Source organism: Bacteroides togonis, assembly GCF_900130135.1.
Taxonomy (GTDB): Bacteria; Bacteroidota; Bacteroidia; order Bacteroidales; family Bacteroidaceae; genus Bacteroides; species Bacteroides pullorum.
Window position 1 is genome coordinate 1,340,324 of record NZ_LT670820.1, and the last position, 23,236, is coordinate 1,363,559.

Consider the following 23,236-nt stretch of genomic DNA (forward strand, 5'->3'; position numbering starts at 1 on the left):
GCTCCTGTTCTAACAGAAGTAAGCCCATTTTTCTTTTTCTTAGAACAATCTCAATTCAATTCCTCCTCCCGAATTCCCAGTACATAAGCCAAAGAAGGAACCACCGGACACCACTGGCAAACTGATGGCAAAGTAAGCTCCTCCATGCGGAACCACACCACCTGCACTTCCTGCTCCTTCGCATTCTTTCTCCTTTCCCGAAGAATTTCACCCGTCACCTCATTCATTTTTTCCTCGTCGATGGTCGTGGCAGGTACCAATAATGCTTGCTTTACGGAAACATTGTTCAACACAAGAGTCAACAGATCGTGATATAACGCCTCGGCCGTCGCCAGATTTTCAGTGGGAACTACCCCAAAAACATATTCAGCCAACCCTGTGCGACAAGCCTTGCCATCCAAGTCAGACAAAAGAGAAGGGGTACAGACACTCAATGCATCCCCATCCGCTCCTTGAACTAACAAAACCTGCACCTCTGCCGAAGAAAAATCACGGATACCCGCATCTAGCAGCAGACAATCCAACCAAGCTACCAAGTCAAACATAGGCAAAGGACGCCCTAGACGAGCAGACATCACTTCACGCACCACTTTGACCGTCTGGTTCAAGAACGACACGTCTATCAATATCACACGTTCCGAGAGTTTCAAATCCGCAGTTCTATTCATATTCTTAATTCATGTCAGTTATCACCTGTGAAATGTGCAAAGATAACACAAATAAAGGAAAAACAAGACATAAAGGCTGAATGAATGACATTTTGTCATACAAAATTACCAATTATAAGACATTCTGTCCATACAACACAAATGGCAAGAGTTTTGCAAATCAATCAATGTCAAACCTAACCAAGACTAAAGAAAGGAGAAACAATATGAATTTTAACAACTTCACAATCAAAGCGCAAGAAGCCGTACAGGAGGCCGTGAACCTAGTACAACGCCGGGGACAACAGGCCATCGAGCCGGTACACCTGCTGCAAGGAGTCATGAAAGTGGGTGAGAATGTCACTAACTTCATCTTCCAGAAACTAGGCATGAACGTCCAGCAGATAGAGCTGGTTCTCGACAAGCAGATAGAGTCACTGCCCAAGGTATCGGGCGGGGAACCTTACCTAAGCCGTGAAACCAACGAAGTGTTGCAGAAAGCCATGGACTATTCCAAGGAACTAAACGACGAGTTCGTTTCACTGGAACCCATTTTGCTGGCCCTGTTAACTGTCAAGAGTACTGCATCGAGTATCCTGAAAGATGCTGGTATGAGCGAAAAAGAACTGCGTACAGCCATCAATGAACTGCGTCAGGGATCAAAGGTCACTTCACAATCGAGCGAAGATACCTATCAATCACTGGAAAAGTATGCCATCAACCTGATAGATGCCGCCCGAAACGGCAAGCTCGATCCAGTCATCGGCCGTGACGAAGAAATCCGTCGGGTTCTGCAGATATTGAGCCGTCGTACCAAAAACAATCCTATCCTGATCGGCGAACCAGGTACCGGTAAGACCGCCATCGTCGAAGGATTGGCACAGCGAATCCTTCGTGGTGATGTGCCGGAGAACCTGAAAAACAAACAATTGTATTCGCTCGACATGGGTGCCCTGGTAGCCGGAGCCAAATACAAAGGTGAGTTCGAGGAACGTCTGAAGGCCGTCATCAACGAGGTAAAACAGTCCGAAGGCAACATCATCCTCTTCATCGACGAAATCCATACCCTAGTAGGTGCCGGTAAGGGTGAAGGTGCCATGGATGCCGCAAACATCCTGAAACCGGCGCTGGCCCGTGGCGAAGTTCGAAGTATCGGTGCCACAACACTTGACGAATACCAGAAGTATTTTGAAAAGGACAAAGCACTAGAGCGTCGTTTCCAAACCGTCATGGTGAACGAGCCTGATACGCTGAGTACCATCTCCATCCTGCGTGGATTAAAGGAACGTTACGAAAACCATCATCACGTTCGTATCAAAGACGATGCCATTATCGCCGCCGTGGAGTTGAGCAACCGGTACATCACTGACCGTTTCCTCCCCGACAAGGCCATCGACCTGATGGATGAGGCCGCTGCCAAGCTGCGTATGGAAGTAGACTCTGTGCCTGAAGAGCTGGACGAAATCTCACGTAAGATCAAGCAGCTAGAAATCGAACGCGAGGCCATCAAGCGCGAGGACGATAAAGCCAAGCTGGAACAGATTGGTAAGGAACTGGCCGAACTCAAGGAACAGGAAAGCTCCTACAAAGCCAAGTGGCAGAGCGAAAAGACACTAGTCAACAAGATACAGCAGAACAAAGTCGAGATAGAGAACCTGAAATTCGAAGCCGAGAAGGCCGAACGCGAAGGTGACTACGGCAAAGTAGCCGAAATCCGTTACGGCAAGCTACAGGCCTTGAACAAGGAAATCGAAGAGACCCAGCAAAAGCTGCATCAGATGCAGGGCGACAACGCCATGATTAAGGAAGAAGTCGATGCCGAAGACATCGCCGACGTCGTATCGCGCTGGACGGGTATCCCCGTCAGCAAGATGCTGCAAAGCGAGAAGGAGAAACTCCTCCACCTGGAAGAAGAGCTCCACAAGCGCGTTATCGGTCAGGACGAGGCCATCGAAGCTGTATCCGACGCAGTGCGTCGCAGCCGTGCCGGTCTGCAGGACCCCAAACGGCCTATCGGCTCTTTCCTCTTCCTGGGTACGACGGGGGTCGGTAAGACCGAATTAGCCAAGGCTTTGGCCGAATTCCTGTTCGATGATGAGACAATGATGACCCGTATCGACATGAGCGAATATCAGGAGAAGCATAGCGTGTCCCGACTCGTCGGAGCGCCTCCCGGATACGTCGGCTACGATGAAGGCGGGCAGCTGACCGAAGCCGTAAGGCGGAAACCCTACTCCGTAGTCTTGTTCGATGAAATCGAAAAGGCTCATCCTGATGTATTCAACATCCTGTTGCAGGTACTCGATGACGGACGTCTGACCGACAACAAAGGCCGGACGGTGAACTTCAAGAACACCATCATCATCATGACCTCCAACATGGGAAGCTCGTACATCCAGAGCCAGATGGAGAAACTGAACGGCAGCAACAAGGAGCAGATTGTCGAAGAGACCAAGCGCGAAGTGATGAACATGCTGAAGAAGACCATACGGCCCGAGTTCCTCAACCGTATCGACGAAACCATCATGTTCCTGCCGCTGACCGAGCCTGAGATACGTCAGATTGTAACGCTGCAGATCAACAGTGTACGCCGCATGCTGGAAGGCAACGGAGTGACACTGCAACTGACCGATGCTGCTATCAACTTCCTGGCGCAAGCTGGCTTCGATCCAGAGTTTGGCGCCCGTCCTGTCAAGCGTGCCATCCAACACTACCTGCTCAACGACCTCTCTAAGAAGTTGCTGGCACAGGAAGTGGACCGCAACCGCCCTATCATCGTAGACGTAAATGCCGCCAAGGATGGACTTGTATTCAAAAATTGACCATAAATGTCCACTTAATTATTTAATAGACTATTAAGTGGGCATTTAATAGGTTATTAAGCGACCATTTAATAGGCGATTAAATGAGCATTTAACAGGCTATTAAATAGAAGACCTCAAATTAAAGGCTGAATCGAATTGGAATCATCTCCACATCGATTCAGCCTTTATTATTACTTTTCTTTGCCAGTTAATTATTCAGCAACTTCTGTTTCAGTTTCTTCTTCAACCTGCTTCTCTTCAAAATCAGTCAAACCTGCGTTTACTAACAAATTATACCAAGAAATCAACTTCTTGATATCTGATACATGAACACGATCACGGTCATAATTAGGAAGTACTTCAGCCAAATATGCACCAAGTTCATCAGCAGAAGCTTTCTTCAGATTCAATGTGACCAAAGCACCGTTTTCCTTCTCTTTCATCGAAGCAAAAACTTGACGCAAAGGTATATCTTCAGCATCCGTATACATGGCAATATCACCTAAAGAGATTATTTTCTCATTGCCATATGCCGGAAAGCGTTTTTTATCAGCAATCGATTCAACAATCAACATATTCTTGCCTCTCGAAACAAGTTTATACAATCCAGGTTTGCCAGAAATGGACAAAATAGTCTTCAACATAATCTGTTCTATTCAATTTTTAATATTAGACAAATAAAAAATACCACTAATTGCTTCGGAAAATCCGTCTGCATTAGCGCTCGCAAAGGTAATCAATATTTTTAGATAGCGAAGAAATCAGAGCCAAAACCTGAGGAATCAAAGGAGAATTACCATCATTTACGATGACATAATCAGCCATCCTGCGTTTTTCTTCGTCATCCATCTGACGGCGGATACGTTGCTCTATCAGTTCGCGTGACGATGCATCACGACTGACAGCCCGCTGAATACGGACTTCCAAAGGAGCATAAACCATAACTACTTTATCGACTTCTCCCCGAAACCCTGCTTCCAAAAGTATAGCCGATTCCATACCTACCCAAGGACATGTAGAACGGGCAGAGCACCAAAGACGAAAATCATCCTTGACCCGCGGATGTACAATTGCATTTACTTGAGCTGCATGTTCCGCACTGCCAAACAAATAAGAAGCCAACAAAGGTTTGTTCAGATTTTCCCCGATGTATATATTTTCTCCCAACAATGACGTCAGACCACGACGGATACTTTCATCCGCAACCATCAGCCGACGAGTTTCGATATCAGAAATGTAGACGGGAATACCCATCACTTCCAACAAACGCGACACAACACTCTTGCCACTACCAATTCCTCCTGTTAACCCTATCCTAATAGCCATAATCTGCCGGTATTTGCTCTATCAAGAAATCAACTTGTTCGGGGTTGAAACGCACATGACTGACTCCTTCAGGCAAAGTCCTTAACTTAACTGTATACTTTTCGCTACCCAAGCGAACCAGCTCTTCATAAGAAACGACCAAATGAAAATCGTCAGCTGTAATTTGACGAAAGCGCCCCATTCCTACCTGAAAAGAGATCTTTATCTTCGACGGAAAAGCTCGTAACACTTTGTCGGCAGGGAAATTGACACCTCGCAGAGGTACTTCTACTGTTTTCTCCGTATACATATCGACTGGCAATGTCAGTTTTACAGAAGCAGGAATATATTTTGCACCCTTCGGGGCCGACAAAGTAACTTCACGTTCCAAAGTATCGGTAATATTATCCAGATTCAAAGGTAAAGTATAAGCGACTTTCATCGTATCTAAAGCATCCGAAGGAGCATAAACTCGAACTGAATCTGGCGTAAAAAGCGTATCGGGCAAATAATATTGTTCGCCTGCACTCACGTTGCCACACAACTTGACTGGTATCATCTTAGACACACCCGTAGAATAGTAATACTCCAACGTATCAGGCTTCATGGAAAGTAATGCGGTAGAAGCGTTCAGCTGGCCTGTTATCCATTTTTGCACCTGTGAGGTCTGCACTTGGACATGGTTTCCCATGTTAATATAGTTCTTGAAATCAAGGATTACTGGATAAAAATTTTTGCCAAGCATATAGTTGAGCAACACTGTACCCTTATCACGTACCCTTACCCTGACTTCAGACACTGGCTCAGAAGTAATAACCACATTTTCAGGAACATTTCTCAGCCGAACTGGGATAGAAAACTCTGTCTCATAATCGTTGTTCAGCGTCTGAAGTAACCAAAAGCCTGCCGCAATGAAAAAGAAACACAAAAAAACAAAGAACTCCCGGCTCTTCGCACTGAGCAGGAAGTCCTTTGTCTGTTTCTTCGTCTTCAAAAATAAGCGCTTTATGTTCCTCTGTTCGAACATAAGTATCGTTTTTTATTTATTGGCAGCCTGGCTGTTGTTGGCATCAGCTGCGGCAGCGAAGATAGAATTCTTGTCGATACGGATTTTTACGTTCGAAGCGATTTCCAGCACTACATCATTATCATTGATTTCCTTAATCACACCATGGATACCTCCGGCTGTGATAACCTTCTGGTTCACCTGAAGCGATTTGCGGAAATTGGCGATTTCCTTCTGCTTTTTGTTCTGCGGACGAATCATAAAGAAATACATGATAACGAACATGGCAATCAGCATGATCCATGTCCAGCTGGCATCAGGTCCTGTAACTGGAGCCTGCAAAAGAAATACTGTCATTAAATTCATAAGATTTTTCCGTTTGTTTTTTTATAAGTTTGGAAAGCAAAGATATCAGTTTTTCGACAGCTTTCCATCTTTTTTCAATTGATTAACAATTCCGTCCAGCGTTCCGTTCACAAAGCTACCACTCTTCGCTGTGCTGTACAACTTGGCGATGTCGACATATTCGTTCAATGACACACTGATAGGAATGTTGGGGAAGCTCAGGATCTCGGCCAAGGCGCACTGCATGATAATGACATCCATGAAAGCCACACGATCCAAATCCCAGTTACGGATATTTCCGCTGATAAGATGGCGATAGTAGTCGCAATTGAGGATGGTGCGACGGAAAAGGCGACGTGCAAATTCACGATCTTCGTCGTCCTTGAACTCGGGCAACAATTCCTGATTAGCCCCGTTCTTTTCATCAAAGCGCTTGATGGTCTTCAGCACAAAGGTGTCTACAATTTCCTTGTCGTCATTCCAATAGAGGCTCTGATCTTCGAGCAAGGAATCCAATGCTTCGTTATTGAAGATAAAAGTCTTATAAAGCTTCCGCCACAGCTCGCGGTCGGCTTCATAAGAACGGTCGTCGGATGCCATATATTCCCTATATATGTCCGAAGCAATGATTTTTTCGTAAAGGCTCTTCACGAAATCCTCGTCGTTGTCCCACGAGCGTTTCTGAGTGGACATGAAATCCAAAAGCTGTTTATTCACCTCCAATTGGGCGATAAACTTGTTTTCCACAAACTTAGTGTTAGGATACAATTCCTCTGGCGTAGGTGCCAACTTGGCTTTCGCAGCCGAAATACGTTTTTGTGCATAGTTCGTCAAAGCCATCATCAGCATCAGCAGATAATTGTACAAGTCATAAGCCTTGGAAAGGCTGAAGAACAATTCTTTCTCCGCCGAGTCTAAATTCTTGCTGCCGTTCTGATAATAAGCATATACAATCTGTATAATCTTAAGACGAATAAGAACTCTGTTAATCATATATCTTATATAAATAGGTTTGTTTAACAGGGGACAAAAGTAGGCATTTTTAATGACTTGGCATAAATAAATCAGTTTTTTTATTGCAGAAGTTGATAATCCAGCCATTTTCTTTTGACAGTTGAAAAAAAATCGTCAATTTTGAGCCCCGATACAAGTCGATCGGCTCCGTCAGCTCTATAAACGACGGAACCCAACGCACGAAAATATCGAGATTAAAACAGTATTAACGACCTATTACTATTTACTGACTAGTTATGGAAGAAGAGTGGAAAAAGAAAAACGGTGGAGAGAGCAGTGACAAGGAAATCTTATATTCCCAAGCCATCAAGGCCGGCAAACGCATCTATTATTTGGATGTAAAGAAAAACAGAAAAGACGAAATGTTCCTTGCCATTACAGAAAGCAAAAAAATCATCAGTGGTGAAGGCGAAGAATCACAAGTAAGCTTCGAAAAGCACAAAATATTCCTCTATCAGGAAGACTTCGAGAAGTTTATGAACGGTTTGAAGCAATCCATCTGCTTCATTCAGGAACAACAAGGCGCCTGCACACCCAAAAATGAAAATAAAAAAGAAGCTGACGCTCCTCAAAGCACAAGCGCTCAGCAGGAAACGGCCGGCAACGATACAGCAGCCCTGGCAGAAGGCGAAATCAAGATTGACATCGATTTTTAAGCACAACCCTTTGATTATTCAAAAAGAAGCAGTACTTTTGCACCGCTTTTTTACAGCATGTGCGGCCAGGCCGCATCGTGTGATGGTGAATTAAGCAAAAACAACTACTTAATTTAGAGTAACACAAAAAATTAATTCAAATGAAATCAATTGAAGTAAAAGGAACTGCAAGAACCATTGCAGAGCGTTCTTCGGAACAGACAAGAGCCTTGAAGGCCATTCGTAAAAACAACGGTGTACCCTGCGTACTCTATGGTGGTGGCGAAAACATCCACTTCACTGTACCTGCAGACGGCCTGCGTAACCTGGTTTACACTCCGCACATCTATGTAGTAGACCTCGTAATCGACGGCAAGAAGTACAACGCCATCATGAAGGACATCCAGTTCCACCCTGTAAAGGATACCATCCTGCACGTTGACTTCTATCAGATCGACGAAACTAAACCTATCGTAATGGAAGTACCCGTACAGCTCGAAGGTTTGGCAGAAGGTGTAAAGGCCGGTGGTAAGCTGGCTCTGCAGATGCGTAAGCTGAAAGTAAAAGCCCTCTACAACGTTATCCCTGAAAGACTGGTAGTAAACGTTTCTCACCTGGGTCTGGGTAAGACTGTTAAGGTTGGCGAACTGAACTACGAAGGTCTGGAGCTGATGAACGCCAAGGAAGCTGTCGTTTGCGCCGTTAAGCTGACACGTGCCGCAAGAGGTGCCGCCGCTGCCGCAAACAACTAATCGGAACGTTCCTTTCTGAGATAAGGATAAACGAAACAAGAAAGACGCGGATTAACGCAGAGACGCAGGTTTGGTTTACACAATCCGCGGAAAGCTGCGATAATCCGCGTCCTTTTTTTATCAGCCGGACACGCCATAGAGTTCCTCCAAGGAAAACGATGGGATGTTCGAAGGAAAACGATGGAATACGCCAAGGAAAGCAATGCTTTTCCCTTTCCCTACAAATTTGAGAACAAAATGAAATACCTGATTGTAGGCCTTGGAAACATAGGCCCCGAATATCACGAAACCCGCCACAACATCGGCTTCATGGTTGTAGACGCACTGGCGCAAGAGGCAGGTGCCACCTTTAAGGACGGCCGTTACGGCTTCACCACTACCCTCTCGGTAAAAGGCCGCCAGCTGCTGCTGCTTAAACCATCCACCTACATGAACCTCAGCGGAAACGCCGTGCGCTACTGGATGCAGAAAGAAAACATACCGTTGGAAAATACGCTCATCGTCGTAGATGATCTTGCCTTGCCCTTCGGTACCCTGCGCCTGAAAGGAAAAGGAAGCGACGCGGGCCACAACGGGCTGAAACACATTGCCGCTACACTGGGCACGCAGAACTATGCCCGCCTGCGCTTCGGCATCGGCAACGACTTTCCTCGCGGCGGACAAGTGGACTACGTGCTGGGGCACTTCTCGGACGAGGACTGGAAGACCATGCCCGAACGACTGAAAACCGCGGGCGAAATCGTGAAAAGCTTCTGCCTGGCAGGCATCGACATAACCATGAACCAATTCAACAAGAAATGAGTGAAGCCAGAATAGACAAATGGATGTGGGCCGTGCGTATCTTCAAGACTCGCACCATCGCTGCCGAAGCCTGCAAGAAAGGTCGTATCAGTATCAACGGTGCACAAGCCAAAGCAGCCCGCATGGTGAAGCCAGGCGACATAGTACAGGTACGCAAGCCTCCCATCACCTACTCGTTCAAGGTACTGCAAGCCATCGAGAAACGTGTGGGCGCCAAACTTGTGGCCGAAATGATGGAAAACGTCACTACGCCCGACCAATATGAATTGTTGGAAATGAGTCGTGTCAGTGGTTTCGTGAACCGCGCCAAGGGTACAGGACGTCCTACAAAGAAGGATCGCCGAAGTCTCGAAGAATTCACTACACCCGAATTCATGGACGACTTCGATTTCGACTTTGACTTCGACGACGAAGACGACGATGAATAAACAACTGCAATTGTAATAGATCAAAAAACGTCTTGCACAATGAAAAGAGAAAAGATCAGATGGGGTTTCATCGGTTGCGGAGAAGTGACCAAATACAAGAGCGGCCCCGCTTTCCAGAAAATAGAAGGTTCCGAAGTCGTGGCTGTCATGAGTCGCAATGGTGCCAAAGCCAAAACATACGCCAAGGAGCGCAACATTCCCAAATGGTATGACGACGCACAAGAGTTGATAGACGACGAAGACGTAAATGCTGTCTACATCGCCACTCCCCCTTCTTCTCATGCCACATATGCCATCATGGCCATGAAGGCAGGCAAGCCGGTCTATATCGAAAAACCGATGGCCGTCACTTACGAAGAGTGCTGCCGCATCAACCGCATCTCGCAAGAAACGGGCGTTCCCTGCTTTGTAGCCTATTACCGCCGCTATCTACCCTACTTTCAGAAAGTAAAATCGCTTGTCGAGGAAGGTGCCATCGGCAACGTCATCAATATCCAAATACGCTTTGCCCAACCGCCACGCAATTTGGATTACAATCGCGAAAACCTGCCTTGGCGTGTACAACCCGACATAGCAGGAGGCGGATACTTCTATGACTTGGCTCCCCATCAGATAGACCTACTGCAGGAAATCTTCGGCTGTATTCTGGAAGCCAGCGGCTACAAGAGCAATCGCGGGGGACTTTATCAGGCAGAAGATACCATCAGTGCCTGCTTTCAATTCGATAACGGACTGGTGGGCAGTGGTTCATGGTGTTTCGTAGCCGACGACTCTGCCCGCGAGGACCGTATCGAAATTATCGGCGATAAAGGTATGATCTGTTTTTCTGTCTTCACCTACGATCCAATAGCCTTGCATACCGAAAAGGGCCGCGAGGAAATTCCTATCGCCAATCCACTCTACGTTCAGCAACCGCTCATCCAAGCGGTCGTAGACCACTTGTTGGGAAAATCGGTTTGCACTTGCGACGGCGAGAGTGCTACGCTGACAAACTGGGTGATGGACAAGATACTTGGAAAAATTTAATAAAAATCGAGAATGGAGATGTATACTAATAATTTAATTCTCCATTCTCAATCTTACATTCTCCATTCTCAAAGTGCTGCTTTCAGTGCCTCGATCATCTCCTGATACTCGGCATCAGAAAGATAAACCTTACCTGGGTTCATCTGGAATGTACCGCCGTAATCAGGGCCGCCTACATATTTCGGTGCCAAATGGAAATGCAGGTGCGACAGCTTGTCGGAATAGGCACCATAATTAATTTTCTCGGGATTGAACACCTTTTGTATAGCGCGGGTCACACGGACCACGTCGGCCATAAAGGCATTACGTTCGTCGTCAGACAGCTCGTTCAAATCGTTCACGTGATCTTTATAGGCCACAAGACAACGACCGCGATAGGTCTGCTCTTTGAAGAGAAAAGCACGAGATACACCCAGTTGGGCAAATTCAATCATCAAGTTGTGCAACGTTTCGTTGTTCTGACAATACAGACATTCTTTCGGATCGCTTTTCATTTCTTTCTCGTTTTAAGGATTTACTATCTTTTTGTTAAATAATTATTCTTCTTTTTCCTCTGATTTTACCAAGCGGCGTACATCGTTGCTCTCGCCCACAATCCACACCACATCACCCTCCAAGAAAGGTTCGGCCGGAACAGGAGCATGCAAAGTGCCGTCGCCACGATCTACACCAGCAATAAGACAGCGATACTTCTCACGGATGCCTGCTTCACGCAGCGTCTTGCCCAAGAAAGGCGAACCAGCATCCACACTGAACTGGCGCAGAATCATCTCGCTCTTCTCCACCACGTCGGTTTCGAGAGCCGAAACCTGCTCCATATCGCGACTGAAGACAGCCAGGTCTTCGTCGGTACCGATTACTTGCAGTTTGTCCTGAGGAAACAGACGCAAGCTTGCCCCAGGAATATTAAATCGCCGACGCCCGCGTAATACAGATACCACGTGAACTCCATATTTGCTACCGAAATTCAACTCGCCCAATGTATGTCCAGCCCAACGTGCCTCAGAGGGTAGTACGTAATCTGCCAAGTGCAAGTCGCGCGACAAGAGGCGTCCGGCATATTCGGGTTTCTTCTCGCCAAGGTATTCCGCCCGCATGTCGCGGTAGCGTAAATTCTGGAAAAATGTACGTTCAATAAGAATAGACTGGCGCTTCAGCTGACGCGACATAATCATCAGTACCAACAATAGCACTGCCACACCCAATACCAATCCAACAGACATCTTGAACAATCCGCCGATCACAAAGATCACAAACCCTGCTGCTACCAAAATGCGTAGCACAACGGTTGCTACCAGCGGTGCCCGGTTGGCCCGACTCTCTTTCCACAGAGTGGTAAACTCTACCGAATGGTTTTTCTTAATCATAATGGCACGCAGGAAAGGTGCAAGACACAGGATGATAATAACCGCCGAAGCCAGCTGTCCCCAAATGCCCGGCAACGCCTCGCGCAGCAACGGCACTAACAGCCGAAATGCCAACGCCACGACAGCGATACTCACCACCGAGTAGACCACCGTAATGCGCACCAGCGCCACGATGAGCTTCTTCCACAGACTTTCGTGGTTCATCGTTGGCGAACCCGCTGTAGCATAACGTTCCAGCCAGGCACGCCACTTTGCCGGCAGATGGCTGTCTACAAACGTTGAAGCCGGCCCCGCCACACGGATCATGTAGGGGGTGAGGAAGGTTGTGATGACCGATACCGCCACGACAATGGGATAGAGGAAATTACTCGTCACACCCAACGAAACGCCCAGCGAGGCAATGATGAACGCAAATTCACCAATCTGTGTCAAACTGAAACCACATTGCATCGCCGTCTTCAGCGGCTGGCCGGAAAGCAGCACGCCCAGTGTACCAAACACCGCCTGACCGCCAATAACCGCCAGGGTGATGACCAAGATAGGAACAGCATATTCCACAATCATCGCCGGATCGACCATCATGCCCACCGATACGAAGAACACTGCACCAAACAGGTCTTTCACCGGAGCCACCAGCCGTTCGATCGACTCCGCCTCGGCCGTCTCTGCCAGGATGGACCCCATAATGAAAGCACCAAATGCTGGCGAAAAGCCTGTCTTGGACGCTATCACCACCATCGCAAAGCATAAACCCAGCGCCACAATGAGCAACGTCTCATCGCTCATCAGCCGACGGCAGCGCTTTAACAGTCCAGGTATCAGGTAAATGCCCACTACAAACCAAAGTACCAGGAAGAACATCAGCTTCAGGATGCTCTCCATCATTTCCGTCCCCTCGAAATTGTGGCTCGCCGCCATCGTTGAGAGTACCACCATCAGTACGATAGCCAGGATATCTTCCAGAATAAGCACGCTCAGCACCAGACCGGCAAACTGCTTCTTCCGCAACCCCAAGTCGTCGAACGCTTTATAAATGATAGTCGTGGACGACATGGCAATCATACCGCCCAGAAACAGACAGTCCATCCGCTTCCAGCCGAAACCCGACCCCACGGCCATCCCTAACAGAATCATACAGAAGATAATGGTACACGCCGCAATGATGGCCGCTCCGCCCACCTTGGCAATTTTCTTCAGGCTGAAATCCAGTCCCAAGGCAAAGAGCAGGAAAACAACGCCCAAATCGGCCCACGTCTGAATGTTGGCCGTATCCATTACCGAAGGCGTATAAGGCATGTGCGGACTGGCCAGGAAGCCTGCCACCACGTAGCCCAACACCAGCGGTTGCTTGAGTTTCTTGAAAAGTAGCGTCATCAGGCCCGCACACACCAGGATGAGGGCCAGGTCGCTTATCAGGGTAGGTAAATGTGACATAATTCCTCCGTTTTTCCGTTTCTGCTGACAAAAGTACGAAAGAAATGAAGAAAGAAGACTATATTTGACAAAAAAATAAGAACGGTTTTGAATGAAGCCCATGAAGAATGAAAATTTTTCAAAAACGAGCGAGAGAGAGGACAGATCTTAGCCCTCAGACGGGCAGAAACGTACGCGGGGCGGGCTTTACGAGCACTCGGACGGGCAGAAACGCACGCGGAGCAGGGCTTACGAGCCCTCGGACGGACAGAAACGCACGCGGGGCAGGGCTTACGAGCCCTCGGACGGGCAGAAACGCACGCGGGGCGAGGCTTACGAGCCCTCGGACGGACAGAAACGCACGCGGGGCAGGGCTTACGAGCCCTCGGACGGGCAGAAACGCACGCGGGGCGAGGCTTACGAGCCCTCGGATTGACAGAACGGTACGCGGGGCTGGAAGCAACCCTTCTTTTTGACGCAGAAAGTTATCATTTTGTCACAATCCGTCACCACCGCCCGTTGCACCCAAGCTGAAGCGGACATGCTTTCAGACGGATGCATTCCGGCAATGCATTATCTTTTGACAAGATAGGAGGCTGTTCGACATAAAAAATCAAGCGAGCTTGTTTTTTATACTCTCACCTTTCACTATCTTTGCCCCCATGAAACTGAAACGACTCACACTGACATACTTGCTGCTGTGTACCCTGGGACTGAGTACCGCCCTGGCACAGCAAACGCTGACGAACGCCAACGGTCAGACACTGCGCGACCAGTACGGCAACCAGATAGACCCCTCGACTCAGCCGGACAACCTGAAGAACGACAGCACCAACGTACAGGCTCCGCCGCCACGCCTCTACCAGTGGCAGCTGGACGAACGCCTGGGCGACCGCACGCGTGTTCCCGCCGACACGCTGAACCTGAACTTCCAGAACACGAACCTCGTAGAAGGCATGGAGGGACACTACAACTATCTGGGCAACCTGGGCAGTCCGCGCCTGTCGCGCGTGTTTTTCGAGCGGGAAGAGTGGGAACCGACCATGTTTCTGTCCACCTACTCCAGCTTCCTGTTCCGCCCCGGCGATTTCCGCTTCACGAACAGCAACATCCCATTCTCGAACCTGACCTACTACAAGGCAGGCAGCAAGGTGAACGGTGAAGAGCGCTTCAAATCCTACTTCTCGGTGAACGCCAATAAGCGCCTGGCTTTCGGATTCAACATCGATTACCTCTACGGACGCGGCTACTACACCGACCAGGCGACAGCCTTCTTCAACGCCGGCCTCTTTGCCAGCTATATCGGCGAACGCTATCAGATGCAGGCCATGTACAACAACTTCTCGATGAAGATGAACGAAAACGGCGGTATCACAGACGACCAGTACATCACCCGCCCGGAAAACATGCCCGAAGTAGGCGGAACCACCTACATTCCCGTCAACTTCGAGCAGACAGCCAACCGCAACCATAACTTCTACGTCCACCTGACACACCGTTATCGCCTGGGCTTCACCCGCGAGACGACGAAACTGGAAGAAACCAAAGACGAGAACGCACGCCGCCGGGCGCAGCGCGATAGTACGGCCGTTCCGCAAGATACACTGGTAACAGAAGAATTTGTACCAGTGACCAGTTTCATCCATACATTCCACATCGAGCGGTCGAACCATCGTTACCGCGCCGGCGTGGAACCTACGGGCGACTCCAGTCCCTACGAGAACACCTACCTGCAAGAAGGCATGAGCAACGACTCTACCCTGGCCCTGAGCGTAAAGAACGTTTTAGGCATTTCGCTGCTTGAAGGCTTCAACAAGTATGCTAAGGCAGGCCTGACAGCCTACGCTTCGCACAAAGTGAGCCGTTACACGCTGATGAACCTGGGCAACAGCGAGGCTGCAACTCGTACCGACGGTGACGGGCAGACCACACAAACACCCCTGCCCAGCCAAATCTACACAGAACATGAAGTATACGCAGGCGGCGAACTGGCCAAGCGTGAAGGTAACCTGCTGCACTATCGCGTCAACGGCGAAGTAGGCCTGGCGGGCAAAGCCATCGGCCAATTCCGCGTAGACGGCGATCTCGACTTGAATTTCCGCTTGGGCAAAGACACGGTGAATTTCCTGGCGCGCGGCTACATCAGCAACACGTTGCCGTCGTTCTACATGCGCCACTACCACTCCAACCACTTCGCCTGGGACAACGACCTGAACAAAGAATTCCGTACCCGCGTAGAAGGTGAACTAAACATCGACCGCTGGCGTACAAACTTGAAGGCAGGCGTGGAGAATATCAAAAACTACACGTACCTCGGCCCAACCTCACTGCCTACGCAACACAGTGGCAGCGTTCAGGTAATAGCAGCCATGCTGAAACAGGACTTCAAGCTGGGCATCCTCCATTTGGACAATGAAGTGACGTGGCAGAAGTCGAGCAACCAGTCTGTACTGCCCCTACCTGATCTCTCACTCTACCATAACCTCTATCTACTGACACGCCTGTTTAAAAAAATACTGACAGTTCAGCTGGGTGCCGACGTGCGCTACTTCACCGAGTACGACGCACCTGCCTATCAGCCCGCCCTGTCACAATTCGTCCTGCAACCCGAAGAGAATCGAGTGAAAATAGGCGGCTACCCCATTGTAAACGTCTATGCCAACCTGCACTTGAAGCGCACACGCATCTTCGTAATGATGTACCACGTCAATGCAGGCATGGGCAACCGGAACTCATTCCTTGTCCCCCACTACCCCATCAACCCACGACTGCTGAAACTGGGCGTATCGTGGACCTTCTATGACTAACCTTGAAAAAACACCTGTCCATGCTCCTGAAAAGACTGAACCCGAAGATATGGAAATATGTGGTCGTAGCCCTCGCAGGCTCGCTGATAGCAACTTTTGTCCTCCAGCACGAAGACACGTCTGCTTCTGAGAACATCTCACGCGACTATCCTGCCATCGCTGCTGAAGGTATCCTGCGGGCCGCATTGGAGTATAACTCCATCAGCCTCCACCTAGACGGTGACACCCTTTCGGGATTCGACTACGAACTGATAGAAGCTTTCGCCCGCGACCATGGCTTGCGAGTAGACATTACGCCTGAAATGAGTTTCGAAAAGCGACTGGAAGGACTGGCAGCTGGTAAGTACGATCTGATAGCTAACGGCATCTTGGCCACCAGCGAACTGAAAGACTCGCTGTTGCTCACTACCCCCATCGCATTGACCAAAGAAGTGCTGGTACAGCGCAAGCCGACCGAAGAGAACGACTCGCTATTTATCCGCACCCACCTGTCGCTGGCTAAACGGACGCTGCACGTAGTGAAAGGCTCACCATCCATTCTGCGCATCCAAAATTTGGGCGACGAGATTGCCGATACTATCTATATTAAAGAGGTGGAAAAGTATGGTCCCGAACAGCTGATAGCCATGGTGGCCCACGGAGACATCGACTATGCCGTGTGTGACGAACAGATAGCTCGTGCCGCTGCCGACAGCATGCCGCAAATAGATATCTCGACCGATATCAGCTTCACACAATTCTATTCGTGGGCCGTGAGCAAAAAGTCACCTGCCCTGCTCGACAGTCTCGACACGTGGCTCGAAGACTTCAAACAGGGCAGAGAATATCAGAAAATCTATCGGAAATACTACAAGTAAGCTAGGCAGGTCAGCCCTCACACTCCTTGAGCCATGCTTCGGACGAAGCGTCGCTCGGCATGCGCCAGTCACCTCGCGGACTGAGGGAAACACTACCCACTTTCGGTCCGTCAGGCAGACAGGAGCGCTTAAACTGTTGATTAAAGAAACGGCGTAAGAAAGTCTGCAACCATTTACGAATAGTCTCTTCATCATATACATCTTTGAAAGTACGTACAGCCAGAAAGAATATCTTCGACGGACGGAACCCTCCACGCAGGAAATGATAGAGGAAGAAGTCATGCAGTTCGTAAGGTCCTACCAAGTCTTCGGTTATCTGGCTGATGTTACCATTCTCGTCAGCCGGTATCAGTTCGGGACTGATGGGAGTGTCCACAATGTCTAGCAACGTACTACGCGAAGTCTCGTCCATTCCATTCTCTGCTACCCACTTCACCAAATGTTTGACCAACGTCTTGGGCACACTGGCATTCACACCATACATGGACATGTGGTCGCCGTTGTACGTAGCCCATCCCAAAGCCAGTTCCGAAAGGTCGCCCGTACCGATGACCAGTCCCCACGTCTGGTTGGCAATATCCATCAGAATCTGCGTACGTTCGCGTGCCTGTGAGTTTTCGTACACCACGTCGTGCACCGCTGCATCGTGGCCGATGTCCTCGAAGTGCTGCAAGCAGGCCTTCTTGATGCTGACCTCGCGCACCGTCACCCCGAGCGAAGTCATCAGGTCGAGCGCATTGGTATAGGTACGATCCGTTGTACCGAAGCCGGGCATCGTCACACCAACAATCCCCTTGCGCGGCCATCCCAGCTTATCGAAGGTCTTGACACAGACCAGCAACGCCAGTGTCGAATCGAGTCCGCCAGAAATGCCTACCACCGCACTCTTAGCCTTGGTATGCGTCAAACGCTGTGCCAATCCGGCTACCTGAATGGAAAAGATTTCCTCGCAACGTTCGTCCAGTGTGGGTCCCTGCGGAACAAACGGATGCGGATCGTAAGTACGCGTCAAGTTCAGCTCACGACTGTTGACCAGTTCCGTCGATATTCTGACCGCTGCCTCGGGAGCCACCCGCCTGCGGCAGGCAGCAAAGGTCGTGTTCACCCGGCGTTCCGTACGCAGAAATTCCACATCGATTTCGCTCACTACCAGCTGTTCTTCCAGCGAGAACCGCTCACTGGCCGCCAGCAACGTACCGTTCTCATAAATCAAACCGTTACCGGCAAACACGACATCGGTAGTCGATTCGCCAAACCCGCACGAACTGAACACATATCCAGCCAGGCAGCGGGCCGACTGCTGGCTCAGGAGTGAACGCAGGTAGGCATGCTTGCCTATAGCCTCATTGTCGGCCGATAGGTTAAAGATAATTTCCGCTCCCTGCAATGCCAGAGACGAGCTGGGTGGAACAGCCGCCCACACGTCTTCGCAGATCTCGATACCGAAAGTGGTGTCGGAGGTTTCGAAAAGCAGATTATCGCCCATCGGCACTACCTGCCCGCACAACCGTACCGTTCGGGCCGACACATCGGAAGCCGATACAAACCAGCGCATCTCATAAAATTCCTTGTAATTAGGCAGATAGGTCTTCGGCACGACACCCAATACCCGTCCCTTCTGGATGACAACCGCCGCATTCAGCAGCTGTCCTTCGCACACGACAGGCATGCCCACAATGGAAATGATGTCCAGCTGACGCGTCGTATTGAGCACCTGCATCAATCCCAGTTCGGCTTCTTCCAGCAAAAGCTGCTGGGCAAACAGGTCACCACAGGTATAGCCGGTGATACACAATTCCGGAAAAGCAATGATCTGCACACCTTTTCCGTCGGCAATGATGATTTCCTTCTCTATCTGTCCGGCGTTGAACTTACAGTCTGCCACACGCACTCGAGGCACGGCTGCCGCCACTTTCACGTATCCGTAATTCATATCCTAAAAGTTTAACTACCGCAAAAATAAACCAATTTATCAATATGACCACGAAAAAAACGGGAAAACCTTTGGTAAATAGAAAGAAGTGACTATCTTTGCATCAGAATTAAAAATGTAATCATTACAACTTTGAAAAGAGCGAATATGGATGTTATTGAACGTTTGCAGAGCCACAGCATAAAGCCATCGGTACAGCGGATAGCCATCATGCAGTATCTGATGGACCACCATACACATCCCACCGTGGACGAAATCTACACGGCGCTCGCTCCAGGTATGCCTACCCTGTCGAAAACAACGGTGTACAACACCCTGAAGTTACTCGACGAGCATGCCGCCATCCAGACACTTACCATCGACGGACGAAATACCTGCTACGACGGCGACACCACGCCACATGCCCATTTCCTCTGCAAGGTGTGCAACAAAGTGTACGACCTGCCTTGTCAGGACGGGCTCTCGGCCGAAGGCTGTACAGAGGCGGAAGGCCACGAAATACAGGAAATTCACTTATATTATAGAGGTGTCTGCAAACATTGTAAGGAAGAAAATTGTTATTGATTGAAACAATAAAAAGATAAGACTAATTAATTCAAACTAAAAAACTGAGTAAAAATGAAAAAGTTTAGATGTACAGTATGCGGTTACGTTTACGAAGGCGATGCCGCTCCCGAGAAGTGCCCCTTGTGTAAAGCTCCTGCCAGCAAGTTTGTTGAAGTGGAAGAAGCCGTAGCCGGCGGTCCTCTGACTTTCGCTGACGAGCACGTAATCGGCGTAGCCAAAGGTTGCGACGACGAAATGATCAAAGACCTGAACAACCACTTCATGGGCGAATGCACCGAAGTAGGTATGTACCTCGCCATGAGCCGCCAGGCTGATCGTGAAGGTTATCCCGAAGTAGCCGAAGCCTTCAAGCGTTATGCTTGGGAAGAAGCTGAGCACGCTGCCAAGTTCGCCGAACTGCTGGGCGACTGTGTATGGGATACCAAGACCAACCTAGAGAAGCGTATGAACGCTGAAAGCGGTGCTTGCGAAGACAAGAAGCGCATCGCTACTCGCGCCAAGGCTCTGAACCTGGATGCCATCCACGATACAGTTCACGAAATGGCTAAGGACGAAGCTCGTCACGGCAAAGGTTTCGAGGGTCTGTACAACCGCTACTTCAAGAAATAAGATTCTGAATATTCCCTGAACAGAGAGAGGATGTATCGCCAGAAGATACATCCTCTCTTCTTTTTTGCCCCTCACTTCATCGCCTCCCCACAAAGCACTTTCTCACCCTCTCATGCAGTGCTTTGTCACCTCCTCATGAAGCACTTCGTCACACCCTCATGAAGCACTGTGTCACACTGTCACAAAGCACTGTGTTACAACCCCATATAGTACTTCGTCTGACCACCTATCAACGAAAAGCCAAAGCTCCTCACATTTATTTCTTTGCCACATCTCATATTTTTTTCATCTTTGATGTCACGTTTAGTCTTCCCAAACGTCCTATAAGTGTAAATGGAACTCAACGAATTCAAAATATCCGTCCTGCCGCTCCGCCCCAAGCTGCTGAACTATGCACGCAAGCTGACCGAGAGCCCGGAGGATGCCGAAGATGCAGTACAGGAGGTCCTGCTCAAGCTGTGGAACAACCGGCTGGAGCTGGACCAGTACCGAAGCATCGAGGCATTCGCCATGACCCTGACACACAATGTCTGCATGGACCAATGGCGACGCAACAGGGATAACAGCTCCATCGACCAGCTACAAACTGTAGCCGGAGGCAGAACTCCCGACCATCTGCTTGAGCTGAAAGATGAAGTAAAGTTAATACGGGCTATCATCGACTCGCTCCCCCCACTCCAACGCACCATCATGCGGATGAAGGACGTGGAGGAATACGAGAGCGAAGAGATTGCCCAGATAACCGGATGCAGTGCCGAGGCCATACGCAGCAACCTGTCGAGGGCACGGAAGAAAGTGAGAGACATTTACCTGCAAACCATACAAGAACGTAAAAGGAGGAAACAGTCATGAAGACAGAAGAACTGCTTGAAAAATATTTCGACGGACAGACTACCTGCGAGGAAGAACGCGCACTGCGCCGCTTCTTTGCCTCTGACCAAGTGCCCGAACACCTGGAGGTGTATCGCCCGCTCTTTGCCTGTATCGACCAGGAAGTCGAAGCCTTCCAACAAACGCAGAAAGAAGAGACCACTCCGCCCAAGCAACCGGAAGCAACCTCGAAGCCTACCCGCTTGTACCGTCTGTACTATCTGAGCACAGGCATTGCCGCCACTCTGCTACTCTGTATCGGCATCGCCGGCCTGCTACCCCACATCACAACCAATCATACTAGCTATGCCATCATCGACGGACACTATTGCGACGACCCGAAATTGGTACAGGCCAAGGCGTTGGAAGCCCTGCAGAACGTAGGCTTCACTGACGAAGAACTGAAAGAAAACATCATCTTACCAAACATATTACCCTAAAACATCATGAAAACAAGAGAAAACATCGTATATCGCCGCCTCATCGGCATCGTGTTGCTAATCCTCTGTTTCAGCTTCACCACATACGCCCAGGAAGGCTTGCAGATAGCCACCTTATTCGAAAAATACAAAAACGAAAAAAACGTGACTTACGTAGAACTGAACGGAAGCATCCTCCGCTCCTACTGCATGACAGCCTACAAAAGCCTGGTATTCGAGCAAGTGACTCCCCACAAACAGGAAATCCTTCAATGCCTTAAACAGGCCATCGATACCCATCAGGTACAGAAGACGCAGGAAGTGAACGAAAGCGGCGAACTGCGCAGCGCCTACTATCGCCTGAGCCGTACTAGCCAAAGGGGCAAAAAAGTAAACCGCTACATCCTCTACAAAGTCGGCAAGGAAGACAAGGCCACCCTAGTCTACATCGAAGGACCGCTAGATGAGGACGAACTGATGGAGATGCTATACAAGCAATAAAAAGAAAAACAAAAAATGAAGAAATTATCATTAATCATTATATAGATATGAAAACAAAGACCATCCTCACAGCCGGCTGCCTGATACTGGCCACCGTCTGTACACAAGCCCAACAAACCACCGAACCCAAACGAGAGAAAGCCATCGTCGAGACACAGGGCGACTCCATCATCATCCTGAGAGGAAAGGGAGACATGCGCATCAGGCTCTACGAACAACAGATAGAGGACGATGAACAAAAAGAAGTAGAAATCTTTGAAGGAGTCTATCTGGAGAAGGTAGATGCCGACAGCCGAACCTTCCTCGACGCTCTGCCTTTTATTCCCAAAAAGAAAAAATACAATGAATATGAGGCCCATGTCTCAGGGGTATTCCTAGGATTCTCGCGCTTGGCAGACAACTTCATGGGATTCGGATCCAGTTCCAAAGCTCATCTTGATCTGTCACAATCATGGGAATTCGGTTTCAATGTCCTCGCTGCCTCTCACAACTTCAAGAAAAACCCGCACTGGGGTGTCAACATCGGCCTGAGCTGGGGTTACCGTTCATTCAGCTTCGACGGCGACCTTGCCTTGTTGAAACAGGACGGAAGCAGCTACTTCCAGAACGGGCAGGACATGCAACCCGAAGGTAGTGAAACCACCACTCCCTACTACAGCGACAGCCGCCTGCGCCACTTCTTCTTCCGCATCCCCGTACAGCTTGAGTGGCAACAGCGTTGGAACAAAAGCCTCGTATTCTTTAACTTCGGCCCCGAATTTGAGATACGCCACGGCGTGAAATCCTTCAGCCATGTAAACGGCGGCAAGAAGCAGACCGTAGGCAAAGGCATGTATGTACGCCCCATCGGCACCAACCTGTTGCTCCAAGCCGGATATGGCAACCTTGGTGTTTACCTGCGTTACTCCATGAACACCCTATTCCAAGGCAACAAAGGTCCTGACGTATCTCCCTACTCCTTCGGCATCGCCTGGTATTGGTAAACAGCAGGCTAGATATATATATATTTTAGGCACGATTTACACAAAACAATACGGAAGAGAATTAATAACCTCCATAATAATCTGTGTAAATCGTGCCTAAGAATTACATCTGCCTGTTCTTCCAAAACATCCCAGGCTTTATGCGTA

At 49.2% G+C, this 23,236-nt stretch carries 23 protein-coding genes; 14 read left to right on the plus strand and 9 right to left on the minus strand.

Annotated elements, in window-relative coordinates; genetic code table 11:
• Positions 1–50: 50 nt before the first annotated feature.
• The gene (locus tag BQ8005_RS05840) at positions 51–668 is read right to left on the minus strand and encodes a DUF6621 family protein (protein WP_075317409.1); all 618 of its coding nucleotides are present in this window, start codon (positions 666–668) and stop codon (positions 51–53) included.
• A 206-nt stretch (positions 669–874) separates the two neighbouring features.
• Here BQ8005_RS05840 and clpB point away from each other — a divergent pair, with 206 nt between their 5' ends.
• Entirely contained in the window at positions 875–3,469 is a 2,595-nt protein-coding gene (gene clpB / locus BQ8005_RS05845; RefSeq protein ID WP_075318976.1) for an ATP-dependent chaperone ClpB, read from the plus strand.
• Between the two features lie 194 nt (positions 3,470–3,663).
• Here clpB and BQ8005_RS05850 read toward each other — a convergent pair whose 3' ends face one another.
• From BQ8005_RS05850 to nusB, 5 genes are all read right to left on the minus strand, one after another.
• Complete coding sequence (locus BQ8005_RS05850) at positions 3,664–4,095, minus strand: DUF5606 family protein (RefSeq protein WP_021846207.1); 432 nt, start codon at positions 4,093–4,095, stop codon at positions 3,664–3,666.
• A gap of 73 nt (positions 4,096–4,168) precedes the next feature.
• The gene (gene coaE, locus BQ8005_RS05855) at positions 4,169–4,777 is read right to left on the minus strand and encodes a dephospho-CoA kinase (protein WP_075317410.1); all 609 of its coding nucleotides are present in this window, start codon (positions 4,775–4,777) and stop codon (positions 4,169–4,171) included.
• A complete protein-coding gene (locus BQ8005_RS05860; RefSeq protein WP_075317411.1) occupies positions 4,767–5,783 on the minus strand; it encodes a CdaR family protein in 1,017 nt (338 codons plus the stop codon). The genes coaE and BQ8005_RS05860 overlap by 11 nt, the downstream gene beginning before the upstream one ends.
• Before the next feature lie 12 nt (positions 5,784–5,795).
• Complete coding sequence (yajC, locus tag BQ8005_RS05865; protein ID WP_075317412.1) at positions 5,796–6,128, minus strand: preprotein translocase subunit YajC; 333 nt, start codon at positions 6,126–6,128, stop codon at positions 5,796–5,798.
• A gap of 45 nt (positions 6,129–6,173) precedes the next feature.
• Positions 6,174–7,100, minus strand: a complete 927-nt coding sequence (gene nusB / locus BQ8005_RS05870; protein ID WP_075317413.1) for a transcription antitermination factor NusB — start codon at positions 7,098–7,100, stop codon at positions 6,174–6,176.
• Positions 7,101–7,357: 257 nt separating this feature from the next.
• Here nusB and BQ8005_RS05875 point away from each other — a divergent pair, with 257 nt between their 5' ends.
• The 5 genes from BQ8005_RS05875 to BQ8005_RS05895 all read left to right on the plus strand — a co-directional run bounded on the left by BQ8005_RS05875 (position 7,358) and on the right by BQ8005_RS05895 (position 10,763).
• Complete coding sequence (locus tag BQ8005_RS05875) at positions 7,358–7,777, plus strand: PUR family DNA/RNA-binding protein (protein WP_075317414.1); 420 nt, start codon at positions 7,358–7,360, stop codon at positions 7,775–7,777.
• Positions 7,778–7,917: 140 nt separating this feature from the next.
• Positions 7,918–8,508, plus strand: a complete 591-nt coding sequence (locus BQ8005_RS05880) for a 50S ribosomal protein L25/general stress protein Ctc (RefSeq protein WP_021846213.1) — start codon at positions 7,918–7,920, stop codon at positions 8,506–8,508.
• Between the two features lie 237 nt (positions 8,509–8,745).
• Positions 8,746–9,309: an aminoacyl-tRNA hydrolase gene (gene pth, locus BQ8005_RS05885; RefSeq protein ID WP_075318978.1), complete on the plus strand. Its 564-nt coding sequence runs from the start codon at positions 8,746–8,748 to the stop codon at positions 9,307–9,309.
• Positions 9,306–9,737: an RNA-binding S4 domain-containing protein gene (locus BQ8005_RS05890; RefSeq protein WP_021846215.1), complete on the plus strand. Its 432-nt coding sequence runs from the start codon at positions 9,306–9,308 to the stop codon at positions 9,735–9,737. The genes pth and BQ8005_RS05890 overlap by 4 nt, the downstream gene beginning before the upstream one ends.
• 39 nt (positions 9,738–9,776) lie before the next feature.
• Positions 9,777–10,763 (plus strand): Gfo/Idh/MocA family protein, encoded by a 987-nt coding sequence (locus BQ8005_RS05895; RefSeq protein ID WP_021846216.1) that lies wholly within the window; start codon positions 9,777–9,779, stop codon positions 10,761–10,763.
• A gap of 68 nt (positions 10,764–10,831) precedes the next feature.
• Here the strand turns inward: BQ8005_RS05895 and BQ8005_RS05900 are convergent, their stop codons facing one another.
• Together BQ8005_RS05900 and BQ8005_RS05905 are read right to left on the minus strand one after the other, a co-directional pair.
• Positions 10,832–11,257 carry an HIT family protein gene (locus BQ8005_RS05900; protein WP_075317415.1) on the minus strand — a complete coding sequence of 142 codons (426 nt, stop codon included), beginning with the start codon at positions 11,255–11,257 and terminating at the stop codon, positions 10,832–10,834.
• 42 nt (positions 11,258–11,299) lie between these two features.
• Entirely contained in the window at positions 11,300–13,564 is a 2,265-nt protein-coding gene (locus BQ8005_RS05905; protein ID WP_075317416.1) for a monovalent cation:proton antiporter family protein, read from the minus strand.
• 647 nt (positions 13,565–14,211) lie between these two features.
• On the opposite strand from BQ8005_RS05905, the gene BQ8005_RS05910 reads away from it, so the two are divergent.
• The gene (locus tag BQ8005_RS05910) at positions 14,212–16,350 is read left to right on the plus strand and encodes a putative porin (RefSeq protein ID WP_075318980.1); all 2,139 of its coding nucleotides are present in this window, start codon (positions 14,212–14,214) and stop codon (positions 16,348–16,350) included.
• A gap of 20 nt (positions 16,351–16,370) precedes the next feature.
• The gene (locus BQ8005_RS05915; protein ID WP_075318982.1) at positions 16,371–17,207 is read left to right on the plus strand and encodes a transporter substrate-binding domain-containing protein; all 837 of its coding nucleotides are present in this window, start codon (positions 16,371–16,373) and stop codon (positions 17,205–17,207) included.
• A gap of 10 nt (positions 17,208–17,217) precedes the next feature.
• Here the strand turns inward: BQ8005_RS05915 and BQ8005_RS05920 are convergent, their stop codons facing one another.
• Positions 17,218–19,140 carry an NAD(+) synthase gene (locus BQ8005_RS05920; RefSeq protein WP_075317417.1) on the minus strand — a complete coding sequence of 641 codons (1,923 nt, stop codon included), beginning with the start codon at positions 19,138–19,140 and terminating at the stop codon, positions 17,218–17,220.
• A gap of 147 nt (positions 19,141–19,287) precedes the next feature.
• On the opposite strand from BQ8005_RS05920, the gene BQ8005_RS05925 reads away from it, so the two are divergent.
• The 6 genes from BQ8005_RS05925 (at position 19,288) to BQ8005_RS05950 (ending at position 23,089) form a co-directional block, all read left to right on the plus strand.
• Positions 19,288–19,704 carry a Fur family transcriptional regulator gene (locus BQ8005_RS05925; protein ID WP_021847576.1) on the plus strand — a complete coding sequence of 139 codons (417 nt, stop codon included), beginning with the start codon at positions 19,288–19,290 and terminating at the stop codon, positions 19,702–19,704.
• Positions 19,705–19,758: 54 nt separating this feature from the next.
• Entirely contained in the window at positions 19,759–20,316 is a 558-nt protein-coding gene (locus BQ8005_RS05930) for an NADH peroxidase (protein WP_021847577.1), read from the plus strand.
• A gap of 333 nt (positions 20,317–20,649) precedes the next feature.
• On the plus strand, positions 20,650–21,168 hold the full coding sequence (locus BQ8005_RS05935; protein ID WP_021847578.1) for an RNA polymerase sigma factor: 519 nt from the start codon (positions 20,650–20,652) through the stop codon (positions 21,166–21,168).
• Entirely contained in the window at positions 21,165–21,626 is a 462-nt protein-coding gene (locus tag BQ8005_RS05940) for a hypothetical protein (protein ID WP_075317418.1), read from the plus strand. The genes BQ8005_RS05935 and BQ8005_RS05940 overlap by 4 nt, the downstream gene beginning before the upstream one ends.
• Positions 21,627–21,632: 6 nt before the next feature.
• Positions 21,633–22,106 (plus strand): DUF6108 family protein, encoded by a 474-nt coding sequence (locus BQ8005_RS05945; RefSeq protein WP_075317419.1) that lies wholly within the window; start codon positions 21,633–21,635, stop codon positions 22,104–22,106.
• Between the two features lie 47 nt (positions 22,107–22,153).
• Complete coding sequence (locus tag BQ8005_RS05950) at positions 22,154–23,089, plus strand: hypothetical protein (RefSeq protein WP_075317420.1); 936 nt, start codon at positions 22,154–22,156, stop codon at positions 23,087–23,089.
• Positions 23,090–23,236 lie beyond the last annotated feature (147 nt).